This window comes from Micromonospora sp. CCTCC AA 2012012 (assembly GCF_040499845.1).
GTDB classification, from domain to species: Bacteria; Actinomycetota; Actinomycetes; order Mycobacteriales; family Micromonosporaceae; genus Micromonospora; species Micromonospora mangrovi.
On record NZ_CP159342.1, the window covers coordinates 5,606,972 to 5,620,107 of the forward strand.

Genomic DNA, 13,136 nt, shown 5'->3' on the forward strand with positions numbered 1-13,136 from the left:
CGGTCAGACCGGCGATCCGACGCCGGTCAACGGCGGGACTGCCGGAACCTGCGGATCATCAGGGCGGCACCGGTCAGCAGGGCGGCGAAGAGGGCCAGCCCGGTCCAGAGCCGCTCCGGCGCCGGGTCGTCCACCGACCCGGCCGGGCGGGCCGCCCACCGGCTCTGCTGCTTGGGCGCGGTGAAGGTGAACGGGTCGGCGCCCCGCCCGGCGGCCCGGTCGCCCCGCCCCGTGCCGGGGGCCGGGCCGAAGCCGACCACGCCGGGCGAGTCGTTGTCGTCGAGCGGGTTGCGGCCGGCCGGGGCCACGTCGGAGGTGAGCGCCGCGACCGGGTCGACCAGGCCGTAGCCGAACCGGTCGTCCCGGCCGGTGGGGCCGATGTCCCGGGCGGTGACCAGCAGCCGGTTCACCACCTCGCCGGCGGGAAGCTGCGGGTAGCGGGCCCGGACCAGCGCGGCGGTGGCGGCCACCAGCGGCGCCGCGAAGCTGGTGCCCTGCACCCGCCAGTAGCCGTCTGGGGGTCGGGCGCCGTAGAGCGAGGTCGCCGGGGCGGTCAGCACCGTCTCGTGGCCGGTGATCGAACCGGACCAGAGGTTCTCGCTGCTGCGTTCCAGACCGGCGACCGCGATCACGCCCGGCTCCCGGGCCGGGTACCAGACCTTCGGGCTGTTCGAGGTGGCGAGGTTGCCGGTGCAGGCCACCACGACCACGTCCCGGGCGAACGCGTAGTCGAGGGCGGCGGCCAGGGCCGGGCTGTCGCCGCTGCCGCCGAGGGACAGGTTGATCACCCGGGCGCCGTTGTCGACCGCCCAGCGCACCCCCTTGGCGACGATCATCGCGTCGTCGTAGCGGTTCTCGTCGTCGAGCACCCGGACCGGCAGGATCTTGGCGTCCGGGGCGAGCCCCACGACGCCCCGGTCGTCGTCGTTGCGCCCGGCGATCAGGCCGGCGACCGTGGTGCCGTGCCCCACCGGGTCCGGCCCCTCACCGCCGCCGGGGGAGACCAGGTCGATGCCGGGCAGCACCTGGCCGGCCAGGTCGGGATGGGAACCGTCCACTCCGGAGTCGATCACCGCGACGATCACGCCGCGACCCGTGGACGTGCGCCACGCCTTGCGCGCCTGCAACTCGTCGAGCTGCCACTGCTCGTCGCGGACCTGGTCGACCCGGGTGGGCCGGTCCGGGGCCAGCCAGGCCGGCGCCCGCCCGGCGACCGGTCGGGTGACGGCCGGTGCGGCGTGGGCCGGCGGGGCGAGCGGGCCGGCGACCGTCGCCGCCGTCGCCGCCACACCGAGCAGCGCGCGTCCGACGAGCCGTCGGGCCGCGATCCGACCTCCGTGCCGATCCGTGGTCACATTCCCAGCCATTCATCGCGACAGAAACATGCTGCTCGGAGATTACCGGTTTTCCCGCCCGCCCCGGTGGAATCCGGGGAGACCACTCAACCCGGGGGCAGATGCGCCAACTGCACCAGCCGTACGCCCTCCCGGCGGGTGACCAGCCGACCGCGACCGGCGGGCAGCGGACCCGGTCGGACCTGACCCACCAACGCCCCCTCCTCCGGGCTGCCGGACATCACCAGACCGGCGGTGGAGAGCTCCCGGAGCCGCTGCACGATCGGCTCGAACTGGGTCCGGCCCGCGCCGCCCGAGCGGCGGGCCAGCACCAGGTGCAGCCCCACGTCGCGGGCGTGCGGCAGGTGCTCCTCCAGGGCGCGCAGCGGGTTCGTCGGCCCGCCGGCCACCAGGTCGTAGTCGTCCACCAGCACGAACAGCTCCGGACCGGACCACCAGGAGCGGCTGCGCAGCTGGGCCGGGGTGACGTCGGGCCCGGGGATGCGGTTCTGGAGATAGCCGGCGGCCGACTCGATCAGCTCGGTGGTGTACGGCGCGGCGGTGCCGTAACCGATCAGGTGCGGCGTCTCGATCGTCCCGATCAGGCTGCGCCGGTAGTCCACCAGGATGACCCGCGCCTGCTCCGGGGTGAACCGGCCGACGATCGAGGTGGCCAGCGCCCGCAGGAACGAGGACTTGCCGCACTCGGCGTCGCCGAAGACCAGGAAGTGCGGCTCGGTGGCGAAGTCCAGCACCACCGGGCGCAGGTCCGCCTCGGCCACCCCGACCGGGAAGGCCAGCCCGGTGGTCGCGGCCAGGTCCAGCTCGGCGTACGGCAGCACCGGCGGGAGCAGCCGGACCCGGGGGGCCACCGGCCCGGTCCACGCCCCGGCGACCGCCTTCACCAGGTCGCCCGTCCCGTCGCCGAGACCGGCGAGCCGGGGCAGGGCGGCGAGGAAGTGCAGCCCCTCGGCGGTGATGCCCCGGCCGGGCTTCTTCTCCGGCACGTTCGCCGCGACCGCCCGCTTCACCACCACCGAGTCGGCCGGGTCGCCGAGGTGCAGTTCCAGCCGTGAGCCGAACAGGTCGCGGATCGCCGGCCGGAAGTCCGTCCACCGCAGACCGCTCGCCACCACGTGCACCCCGTACGACAGGCCCCGGGTGGCCAGGTCGGTGACCAGCGGTTCCAGGTCGTCGTAGTCGGCGCGCAGGGTGTGCCAGCCGTCGACCACGAGAAAGACGTCGCCGAACGGGTCGGTGCCGGGCTGCCCGGTGGCCAGGGCGGCGGCCCGCCGCCGACGCCAGCTCGCCATCGACTCCACGCCCAGCTCGGCGAAGCGCCGCTCCCGCTCGGCGAGCAGGGTGGCGATCTCCCCGACGGTGCGCCGCACCGCCGTCGGGTCGGAGCGGCCGGTGACCCCGCCGACGTGCGGCAGGTCGCGGAGGCCGCCCAGCCCGCCGCCGCCGAAGTCGAGGCAGTAGAGCTGCACCTCGGCCGGGGTGTGGGTGAGCGCCAGCGCGCAGACCAGCGTCCGCAGCAGACCCGACTTGCCGCTCTGCGGCGCACCGACCACCGCGACGTGCCCGGCGGCGCCGTCCAGCGCCAGCCAGAACAGGTCGCGGCGCTGCTCGAAGGGCTTGTCGACGACGGCCACCGGCACCTGGAGGGCGCCGTGCAGCTCCGGGTTGGCGGCGGCCAGTCCGCGTACCGGGTCGGTGCCGACCGGGCCGAGCAGCTCGTCGAGGGAGGGGGACTGGTCCAGCGGCGGCAGCCACACCTGGTGGGCCGGCGGGCCCTGCCCGACCAGCCGGGCGACCAGCGCGTCGACCAGGGTCTCCCGGCCGGTCTCCTCCTCGGCGGCGGGGAGCGCGGCCGGGGTGGTCGGCTCCGGGACCGGCACCAGGTGGGTGGAGAAGGACAGCAGCCGGGGCACGCCGGCACCGGCCGCGCCCGCCGGGCCGCCGGGGCGGCGGACCGGCGCGGAGACGTACGCGGCCTTGAACCGGACCAGCGGGTCGGTGCCCGCGCGCAGGTAACCGTGCCCGGGGGTACGCGGCAGCTCGTGCGCGTCGGGCACCCCGAGCACCGTCCGGGACTCCAGCGCCGAGAAGGTCCGCAACCCGATCCGGTACGACAGGTGGGTGTCCAGCCCGCGCAGCCGCCCCTCCTCCAGCCGCTGGCTGGCCAGCAGCAGGTGCACCCCCAGCGACCGGCCCAGCCGGCCGATCTGCACGAACAGGTCGATGAAGTCGGGCTTGGCCGAGAGCAGCTCGGAGAACTCGTCGCAGATCAGCAGCAGCGACGGCAGCGGGGCCAGCGGGGTGCCCGCCGCGCGGGCCCGTTCGTAGTCCCGGAGGCTGGCGAAGTTGCCGGCCCGACGCAGCAGTTCCTGCCGGCGGACCAGCTCCCCGTTGATCGCGTCGACCATCCGGTCGACCAGCGGCAGCGCGTCCTTCAGGTTGGTGATCACCGCGGCGGTGTGCGGCAGCCGCTCGAAGGAGGCGAAGGTCGCCCCGCCCTTGAAGTCGACCAGCACGAAGTTGAGCTGCTCCGAGCTGTGCGTGGCGGCCAGGCCGAGGACCAGGGTCCGCAGCAGCTCCGACTTGCCGGAGCCGGTGGCCCCGATGAGCAGGCCGTGCGGGCCCATGCCGTCCTGCGCCGACTCCTTCAGGTCCAGCTCGATGGCGCCGCCGTCGGCGCCCACCCCGATCGGCACCCGCAGCCGGTCCCGCGCCGACCGGGGCGCCCAGCCCTGCTCGGCGGTGAAGCCGTCCGGGTCGCCGATGCCGAGCAGCTCGGGCAGGCCCAGCTCGGCGCCGGTCGCGTCGTCCGGTCCGCGTACGGTGCTGGCCAGCCGCAGCGGGGCGAGCCGGCGGGCGACCGCCTCGGCCTCGGCGACGGCCAGCGCGTCGGGGCTGCCCACCTCGGCCTGCCCGTCGGCGGCGTACGAGTGCAGCCCGCCGTCGACCACGTCGAGCAGCAGGGCGTACCGGTCGAGCAGGCGGGGCGGCGGGGTGTCCAGGTCGAGCAGGGTGACCGCGTCGATGCCGCCGTCACCGGCCAGGTCGGTCGACCCGGTCAGGTCGCCGCCGTCGAGGACCACCACGACGTGCGGGCCGTCGGTGGCGGAGCCGACCGGGCTGAACCGGGACCGGCTGGCCAACACGTCGTCGAGGAGGCGTTCCAGCTCGACGGCGGAGCTGGTGACGAGCCGGACCGGACCGAGCGCGTCGGTGCGGGTGGGGTGGTGGGCGTGCGGCAGCCACTTGACCCACTCCCACAGCTCCCGCCGTTCGGGCCCGGCGCAGACCGCGACGAGCAGTTCGTCGGGGGCGTGGAAGACGGCGAGCTGGGTGAGCACGGCCCGGGCGAGCGCCTGGGCGGCCGGTGACCCGGTGCCCCGCGCGCCGGCCGGGCCCCGGACGAAGACCCGGGCGAAGCTGCGCAGCGAGAGCGCCACCGGCAGGTCCGGCACCACCGAGTACGCGTCGAGGAAGCGCCGCAGCGCCCCGGCGGTCATCGGTTCCAGCTCCTCCAGCGGCCGGGTGACCGGCGGGACGAGCGGGGTGGCCAGGGTCTGCGGACCGACGCCCACCCGGACCACGGCGAAGTCCGGGTCGCCCGGTCGGCGCTCCCAGACCCGGTGGCTGTCCACCGTGGACCAGAGCCGGGCCGGGTCGGGGTGGCGGTAGTGCAACCCGGCCCGCTGTGCCCCGGCGGTCTGCCGGACCCGCCGCCGCAGCGCGGTGAGGTGCCGCAGGTACTCCCGCCGGGCGGCCATCATCTCCGACTTCTTCGGCATCCCGGAGGCGCTGCCCCAGGAGGTGACCAGCATGGCCACCGAGGAGAGCCCGAACATGCCGCCGACCACGTACGAGTAGGCGCCGCCGCCGCGCCCGAACATCATCGCCATGGCCACGGTCCCACCGAGCATCGGCAGCACCAGCAGGGCCTGCTGCCAGCGTCCACCGGCCACGGCGGGGATCTCCGGTGGCGGGTCGACGGGCAGTTCGCCGACCGGGATCTCCGGCGCCGGGCGGCGGGGCGGCCGCTTGATGACGACAGTGGACACGGCACCTCCTGACAGCGCTCGGTAACCCGAGCCTGGCTCATGGTAGGTAAAGTGCGACCGTCCGTCAGCCACCGTTCCCGCTCGATATGGAGTCACGTCGATGCAATCCGGGCTGGCCCGGGTCACGATCAGTGCGCCGCAGCGGCGACTCGACGTGGCCCTGCCGGAGCAGGTCCCCCTGGCCGAACTGCTCCCCGAGGTGCTCCGGCACGCCGGTGAGGGGCTGGCCGACGACGGCGAACGGCACGGCGGCTGGGTGCTGCGCCGTACCGACGGCGCGGTGCTGGCCACCGCTCAGGCGCTGCTGCCGCAGGGCGTCCGCGACGGCGAGGTGCTGCACCTGGTGCCGGCCCACGACCAGTGGCCGGAGCTGGAGTACGACGACGTGGTCGAGGCGATCGCCGACGGCGCCCGCCGCCGGGGCAGCGCCTGGTCGCCGGCCGCCACCCGGGTCGCCGTCCTGGCCGGGGCCGGCGTGCCGCTCGCCGTCGGGCTGGTCGCCGTGCTGGTCGCCGGGCCCGGACGACTCACCGGCTGGCCCGTCGCGCTCGGGGTGGCGCTGCTGCTCACCCTCGCCGGCACCGCCGCCTCCCGGGCGTACGGGGACGGCCCGGCCGGCGCCACCCTCGGCGGGTACGCCCTGCCCTACGCCGCGGCGGCCGGCGCGCTGGCGGTCGGCTCCGGCGACCCGGTCGGCCCGTTCGCGCCGCTGCGCTGGCTCGGCGCCCCCGAACTCCTGGCCGGCTCGGTGGCGCTGCTGCTGGTGGCGGTGCTCGGCCTGGTCGGGGTGGCCAGCCGGTCCCGGGTCTTCGTGGCCGGCACGACGGTCGGCCTGGTCGGCGCGGCGGCCGCGCTCGGCGGGCTCGTGCTCAGTGCCGAGGGCACCGCGGCGGTGCTGCTCTGCGTACTGGTCTTCGCGCTCGGCGCGCTGCCGCTGCTGGCGATCCGGCTCGGCAAGCTGCCGTTGCCGCCGATCACCCTCCCGTCGACCGCCCCGGCCGGTGGGCCGGACGGGGTCCGCGACCTGCCCGACCGGGGGCGGGTCCACGCGGCGGTGGCCCGGACCGAGGAGATGCTGACCGGGATGCTGCTCGGGCACGCCGTCCTCGCGGTGGCCGCCGCCACGGTGCTCGCCACGGCCGGCGGGGTGGCGGGGCGGCTGCTGGTGGCGGTCGGGTCCGCCGTCCTGCTGCTGCGCTCGCGGCTCTTCGTCGCGGTCCGCCACCGGGTGCCCACGGTCGTCGCCGGGCTGGCCGGGGCCGTCGTCCTCGGCGGGGTGCTCGCCGACCGGACCGGCCCGGACGGGCTGCTCGCGCTGGCCGTCGGCGGGCTGCTGCTGGCCCTGATCTCGGTCGCCGCCGGCACCACGTACGCCCGGCGGCCCGTCTCCCCGTACCTCGGTCGGCTGGCCGACCTGACCGACACCGCGCTGGTGGTCTCCGTGGTCCCGGTGGCCTGCGCGGTGCTGGACCTCTACGACCGGGCCCGGGGCCTGCTGGGCTGAACCGACGGACGAGGCCCGGGTCGCGTGGCGACCCGGGCCTCTCGCGTGCGGAGATCAGTGCGAGTCGCCGTGCTCCTCGGCGTCCTTGGCCCGCTGGTACGAGGCCCGGATCTCGGCCTCGGCCTCGACGCGACCCACCCAGGTCGCGCCCTCGACCGACTTGCCGGGCTCCAGGTCCTTGTACACCTCGAAGAAGTGCTGGATCTCCAGCCGGTCGAACTCGCCGAGGTGGTGGATGTCCCGCAGGTGCTCCTGGCGCGGGTCCTCGTAGGGCACGCAGAGGACCTTGTCGTCGCCGCCCTTCTCGTCCGTCATCCGGAACATGCCGATGGTCCGGCAGCGGATCAGGCAGCCGGGGAAGGTCGGCTCGGGGACCAGCACGAGGGCGTCCAGCGGGTCGCCGTCCTCGCCCAGGGTGCCCTCGATGAAGCCGTAGTCCGCCGGGTACTGCGTCGACGTGAAGAGGGTGCGGTCCAGCCGGATGCGACCGGTCGCGTGGTCCACCTCGTACTTGTTGCGGTGACCCTTCGGGATCTCAACCGTGACGTCGAAATCCATTTCCCACGCTCCCTCGTTTGCCCACGCTGGCTAACGGAACCAGTGGCGCCGCTCCCGGACAGGTGAATGTCACCCGTCGGCTCCGGCCGCCGCATAGTGTTCGGACCGAAGTAGTGTCACCCAAGGTGTTTTCCGGCGGGGGAGGAGGGGGTCGTGGGGAGGGAAGATTCACACTACCGCCCGGAGGGGGTTGACGGGCGGATGACGGAAAGTCCGGGTTCCGTACCCTACCCGCAGCCGTACGGTGCCGCGCCGGCTCCCGCCGCGGCCCGGTCGCGACGGCGCTGGCCGCTCGCGTTGGCGCTGGTGGCGGTGCTGCTCGTGGTGCTCGCCGGGGTCGGCGTCGTGGTGGTGCGCCCCGGCCCGGTGGCCGGCTGGCTCGGTGCGGCGTCCGCCCCGCCGGCGAGCGCGCGCGCCGCGGAACCCGACCCGTCGGCCGTCCTGGCCGGCCCGGACGCCAACGCCCCGCTGCCCACCCCCGAGGGGGTCCGCGCCGCCCTCGACCCGCTGACCCGCGCCGCCGTCCTCGGCGACCGGGTGAACATCTCGGTCGCCGACGTGTCCACCGGCACCGCGCTCTACGGCAGTGGGCAGGACACCCCGACGGTGCCCGCCTCGGTGACGAAGCTGGCGACCGCGGTGGCGGTGCTGGAGGCGCGGGGCCCGGCGTACCGGATCCCCACCCGCGCGGTGGCCGGGCCGAACCCGGGCGAGGTGGTCCTCGTCGGTGGCGGCGACCCGAGCCTGGCGGTGAACAACCACGGCTTCTATCCGGGCGCGGCACGCCTCGACGACCTGGCCGCCCAGGTGCGCACCGCGCTCGGTGGCACCGCGCCGACCCGGGTGATCGTCGACTCGTCCCTGTTCACCGGCCCGGTCTACGAGCCGGGCTGGGACGCCGACATCCCGACCGGTGGCTTCGGTGCCCCGATCACCGCGCTGATGACCGACGGCGCCCGCCGGGACCCGGAGACGGCCCGGAAGACCGCCGACCAGACCAACCACGCCGCCGAGCGGGTCCCACAGCCGGACCTGGCCGCCGGCCGGCAGTTCGCCCGGCTGCTCGGGCTGACCGGCGACGCCGTCGCGGTGCAGCGCGGCAAGGCGCCCGCCGCCGGACCGAGTGCGACGGCCGGGGCGCCGGCTCCCGGCGCCGAGCTGGGCAAGGTCGAGTCGCTGCCGCTGATCCGGTTGGTCGACATCATGATCAGCGACAGCGACAACGTGATCGCCGAGTGCATGGCCCGGCAGGTGGCGCTGGCCCGGAACAAGCCGGCCTCCTTCGCCGGGGGTGCCGCCGCGACCGACGAGGTGATCGGCGAGCTGGGGCTGCCGGCCGCCGAGATCAGCCTGGCCGACGGCAGCGGCCTGTCCCGGACCAACCGGATCAGCCCGTCGCTCCTGACCGACCTGCTCACCCTCGCCGGCAACGGCAGCCACCCCGAGCTGGGCGCGATCTTCGGCGGCCTGCCGGTCGGCGGCTGGTCCGGCACCCTCGACGAGCGCTACCAGGCAACCGCCACGAAGGCGGGGGCCGGCATGGTCCGGGCCAAGACCGGCACCCTGACCGGGGTCAACGCGATCGCCGGGCTGGTCACCACCGCCGACGGCCGACTGCTCACCTTCGCCGTGCTGACCGACCGGACCCCGCCGGACACCCTGGACGAGACGCGGCAGGCCCTCGACCGGATCAGTTCCGCGCTGGCCGGCTGCGGCTGCCGCTGACCCGGGCCGCGACGCGAGCCCCGGTTGGGGTGTTCCGGCGCGGGTACGGTGGGGTGCATGGCGCAGTTCGTGGACTGGGATCTGGCCGCCGCGACCGCGGGGGCACTGAGCAAGTCGGGCCCCCGGGTGTCGTACGCGGAGGCCACCGACGTGGTCGGCGAGCTGCGGCGGCTCACCGAGGAGGCGGCCGGGCACGTCGCCGACTACACCGGCCTGCGTTCGCAGGTGGCCCACCCGCCGGTACGGGTGGTGGACCGTCGCGACTGGGCGGCCGCCAACATCGCCGGGCTGCGTGAGGTGATCACCCCCCTGGTGGACCGGCTCTCCGGCGACAAGAAGCCGGGGCCGCTGACCGAGGCGATCGGCTCCCGCCTCACCGGCGTGCAGGCCGGCACCGTGCTGGCGTACCTCTCCGGCCGGGTCCTCGGCCAGTACGAGGTCTTCGCCGGCGACCCGGGTCAGCTGCTGCTGGTCGCGCCGAACATCGTCGAGGTGGAGCGCAAGCTGGGGGCCGACCCGCGCGACTTCCGGCTCTGGGTCTGCCTGCACGAGGTGACCCACCGGACGCAGTTCACCGCGGTGCCGTGGATGCGGGCGTACTTCCTCAGCGAGGTGCAGGCGTTCGTCGACGCCTCGCAGGGCAGCGAGCACCTGCTGGAGCGGCTGCGGCGCGGCGTGGCGACGCTCTCCGACGCGGTCAAGGACCCGGAGAGCCGGGCGAGCGTCCTCGACATCGTGCAGACCCCCGCCCAGCGGGCCGTCCTCGACCGGCTCACCGCCCTGATGACGCTGCTGGAAGGGCACGCCGAGTTCGTGATGGACGGCGTCGGCCCGCAGGTGATCCCCAGCGTGGAGTCGATCCGCGCCGCCTTCAACCGGCGTCGGGAGTCCGGCAACCCGCTGGAGAAGGCGATCCGCCGGCTGCTGGGCGTCGAGGTCAAGATGCGCCAGTACGCGGAGGGCCGCAAGTTCGTGCACGGGGTGGTCGACCGGGTCGGCATGGCCGGCTTCAACCGGATCTTCGGTTCGCCGCTGACCCTGCCCCGGCTGGAGGAGCTGGGCGACCCGGACGCCTGGGTGGCCCGGGTGCACGGGCCGGCCGGCGCGACCCCGGCCGCCGGCTGACGCGTCCCGTGGCCGCGCTCGCCCCGCCGGTCGCCACCGTCCGGACGGCGGTCCGCCGGGCGCTGGCCGGGCTGACCGGGGACGGACCGGTGTTGGTGGCCTGCTCGGGTGGGGCCGACTCGCTCGCCCTGGCCGCCGCCACCGCCTTCGTCGCACCGCGATCGGGTCGGCGGGCCGGCCTGGTCACGGTGGACCACGGGCTGCAACCCGGCTCGGCCGAGCGGGCCGGGACGGTTGCCGGCTGGGCCTGCGAGCAGGGCCTCGACCCGGTCGACTCGATCGCGGTGACCGTCGACGGTCGCCCCGGCGGCCCCGAGGCGGCGGCCCGTGAGGCGCGCTACCAGGCGCTCGTCGACACCGCCCGGCGGCACGGGGCGGCGGCCGTGCTGCTCGGCCACACCCGCGACGACCAGGCCGAGACGGTGCTGCTCGCGCTGGCCCGGGGCGCCGGCCCGCGCGGGCTGGCGGGAATGCCCGTCCGCCGGGAGTTGGCCGGGGTGCCGCTGCTGCGACCGCTGCTCGACGTGAGCCGGGAGGACACCCGCAAGGCCTGCGCCGCGCTGGGCCTCACCCCGTGGGAGGACCCGCACAACGCCGACCCGGCGTACGCCCGGGCCCGGGTCCGCGCCGACGTGCTGCCGGCGCTGGTGGCGGCGCTCGGCCCCGGGGTGCTGGAGAACCTGGCCCGGACCGCCCAGCTGCTGGCCGCGGACACCGCCGCCCTGGACGACCTCGCCGCAACCGCCCTGGCCGACACCCGCTCGCCCGACGGCGGACTCCGCGTCGACGGGCTGACCGCGCTGCCGGCGGCGGTACGCACCCGGGTGCTGCACGCCTGGGCCCGGGAACTGGGCGCGTCGCCGGCAGCCCTGTCGCACCGGCACGTGGTCGCCCTGGACGCGCTGGTGACGCACTGGCACGGTCAGGGCCCGGTCCACCTGCCCGGCGGCCTGCGTGTGGCGCGCCGGGCGACCCGGCTCACCGTGGTCGACCCGGTCTGAGGCGCGTACGGCCTCTTCGACCTCACGGGACGGGGTGCCCCTCCGCCGCCGGCGGCGGCCCGTCGGGCGGGTTGCCGAGCGCCGTCGCGCAGGCGGTGAGGTCGTCGCGGAGGCGTCGTCGGGCGTCGTCGGGCAGCGGGCCGGTCATCTGTCGCTCGATGCCGGCGACGATCCCGCTGGCCCGGGCCAGCAGGTCACGTCCGGTGTCGGTCAGCTCGGTGGGCAGGGCCCGTCCCCGGGCTGCGGTGGTGGCCCGGGCGAGGAGGCCGCGTTCCTCCATACCGAGCAGCAGGGCGTGCATCGACTGCCGGGTGACGAACGCGCCGCGGGCGAGTTCGGCCGCGGAGAGGCCGGGTCGTTGGCCGAGCAGTTCCAGGCAGGCGTACTGCGGGACCGAGAGTCCCAACGGTCGCAGGCCGGTGTCCATCGCCGCGCGCAACGCCGTCGCCGCCTGCTTCAACGCGTATCCGATCGACCGGTCCAGGTCACCCACGCCTTGTTCCATGTCAGCATCCTGACATAGAGTGGGCATGTCAGGAATCTGACATAGCCGAGAGGGAAGATCATGACAGTCACCGGTCCCGACTTCATCGCTCTGCAGGTGCGCGACCTCGCCGCCGCCGCCGAGTTCTACGAGAACCGGCTCGGGCTGCGCCGCGCCCCGTCCGGCCCGCCGCACGCGGTGGTCTTCGCCACCAGCCCGGTGCCGTTCGCCGTCCGGGAGCCACTGCCCGGCTTCGACCTCGACGCGGTGGGGCCGCAGCCCGGTGCGGGGGTGGCCCTGTGGCTGCGCGCCGACGACGCCCAGGCCGTGCACGACGACCTCGCCGCCGCTGGCGTGCCGATCGTCGCCGCCCCGGTCGACGGCCCGTTCGGCCGCACCTTCACCTTCCGGGACCTCGACGGCTATGCCGTCACCATCCACGACCAGGCCTGATACGAAGCAGCCATGAGAGAACACCGCACCGTCCGGAAGGTGGTTGGCCCGTGGTCGCTGGCCACCTCCCGCGCCTTCTGGGAGGGCTTCGCGCCTGCGGCCCTGCCCGGCCAGGACACGCCGGACATGCTGCGGACCGTGTTCCTGGTCGACCGCGACTGGTCCCGTGCGGTCGCCACCGTCGAGCAGCGTGCCGCCACCGCCCGGATCACCGTGGCCGGCATCGGCGACCTGGACGCCGCGGCCGCCCAGGTCGCCCGCTTCCTCTCGCTCGACGTGGACGCCACCGGATGGCCGGCGGTCGGCGACCGGGACCCGGTCATTGGCACGGCCCAACGGCAGATGCCCGGGCTGAGACCCTGCGGCTTCCACTCGCCGTACGAAGCCGCCTGCTGGGCGGTGCTGTCGCAACGGGTGCGCATCACCCAGGCCGCCCGGCTCCGCGCCGACCTGATCCGGGAGCACGGTCAGGACGGCGCCTTCCCCGCCCCCGCCCGACTCCGGGATCTCGACCTCGGTCTGCCCGGCCGGAAGCCCGAATACCTGCACGCGATCGCCGAGGCCGCGCTCGACGGGCTTCTCGATGGCAGCCGACTGCGCGGCCTCGAACCCGACGCCGCAATCGACCAGGTGCGGCAGGTGAAAGGGCTGGGCCCGTTCGCCGCCGAACTCGTCGTGCTGCGCGGTGCCAACCACCCGGACGGCCTGCCCCGCCACGAGGCGCGGCTGGAGGCCGAGATCGCCGAGTGCTACGGCTCGGGCAGCGCCCTCCCGGACGTGGCACAGGCCTGGCGGCCCTACCGCACCTGGGCCGCCGTCCACCTGCGAGTCCTGCGCGAGCGGCGCCTCGGCGGGCCCGGGAGCCGCGGGACGCGGTAG

The 13,136-nt window shown here is 75.5% G+C and carries 10 protein-coding genes; 6 read left to right on the top strand and 4 right to left on the bottom strand.

The window, feature by feature from the left end:
- Positions 1–26 precede the first annotated feature (26 nt).
- Together mycP and eccCa are read right to left on the bottom strand one after the other, a co-directional pair.
- Complete coding sequence (gene mycP, locus ABUL08_RS25200; protein WP_350932457.1) at positions 27–1,367, bottom strand: type VII secretion-associated serine protease mycosin; 1,341 nt, start codon at positions 1,365–1,367, stop codon at positions 27–29.
- Positions 1,368–1,441: 74 nt separating this feature from the next.
- Positions 1,442–5,407 carry a type VII secretion protein EccCa gene (gene eccCa, locus ABUL08_RS25205; RefSeq protein WP_350932458.1) on the bottom strand — a complete coding sequence of 1,322 codons (3,966 nt, stop codon included), beginning with the start codon at positions 5,405–5,407 and terminating at the stop codon, positions 1,442–1,444.
- A gap of 100 nt (positions 5,408–5,507) precedes the next feature.
- Between eccCa and eccD the strand changes: the two genes are divergently transcribed.
- Positions 5,508–6,911: a type VII secretion integral membrane protein EccD gene (gene eccD / locus ABUL08_RS25210; RefSeq protein ID WP_350932459.1), complete on the top strand. Its 1,404-nt coding sequence runs from the start codon at positions 5,508–5,510 to the stop codon at positions 6,909–6,911.
- A gap of 54 nt (positions 6,912–6,965) precedes the next feature.
- Here eccD and ABUL08_RS25215 read toward each other — a convergent pair whose 3' ends face one another.
- Positions 6,966–7,469 (bottom strand): inorganic diphosphatase, encoded by a 504-nt coding sequence (locus ABUL08_RS25215; protein WP_350932460.1) that lies wholly within the window; start codon positions 7,467–7,469, stop codon positions 6,966–6,968.
- A gap of 201 nt (positions 7,470–7,670) precedes the next feature.
- Here ABUL08_RS25215 and dacB point away from each other — a divergent pair, with 201 nt between their 5' ends.
- The 3 genes from dacB to tilS are packed head-to-tail and all read left to right on the top strand — an operon-like array spanning position 7,671 to position 11,320.
- Positions 7,671–9,194, top strand: a complete 1,524-nt coding sequence (gene dacB / locus ABUL08_RS25220; RefSeq protein WP_350932462.1) for a D-alanyl-D-alanine carboxypeptidase/D-alanyl-D-alanine endopeptidase — start codon at positions 7,671–7,673, stop codon at positions 9,192–9,194.
- 57 nt (positions 9,195–9,251) lie between these two features.
- Complete coding sequence (locus tag ABUL08_RS25225; protein ID WP_350932463.1) at positions 9,252–10,319, top strand: zinc-dependent metalloprotease; 1,068 nt, start codon at positions 9,252–9,254, stop codon at positions 10,317–10,319.
- Positions 10,320–10,327: 8 nt separating this feature from the next.
- Entirely contained in the window at positions 10,328–11,320 is a 993-nt protein-coding gene (gene tilS / locus ABUL08_RS25230; protein WP_350932464.1) for a tRNA lysidine(34) synthetase TilS, read from the top strand.
- Between the two features lie 22 nt (positions 11,321–11,342).
- Here the strand turns inward: tilS and ABUL08_RS25235 are convergent, their stop codons facing one another.
- Complete coding sequence (locus ABUL08_RS25235; RefSeq protein ID WP_350932465.1) at positions 11,343–11,825, bottom strand: MarR family winged helix-turn-helix transcriptional regulator; 483 nt, start codon at positions 11,823–11,825, stop codon at positions 11,343–11,345.
- 60 nt (positions 11,826–11,885) lie between these two features.
- On the opposite strand from ABUL08_RS25235, the gene ABUL08_RS25240 reads away from it, so the two are divergent.
- Together ABUL08_RS25240 and ABUL08_RS25245 are read left to right on the top strand one after the other, a co-directional pair.
- A complete protein-coding gene (locus ABUL08_RS25240) occupies positions 11,886–12,257 on the top strand; it encodes a VOC family protein (protein WP_350932466.1) in 372 nt (123 codons plus the stop codon).
- Between the two features lie 39 nt (positions 12,258–12,296).
- Positions 12,297–13,136 (top strand): DNA-3-methyladenine glycosylase family protein, encoded by an 840-nt coding sequence (locus ABUL08_RS25245; RefSeq protein WP_350932467.1) that lies wholly within the window; start codon positions 12,297–12,299, stop codon positions 13,134–13,136.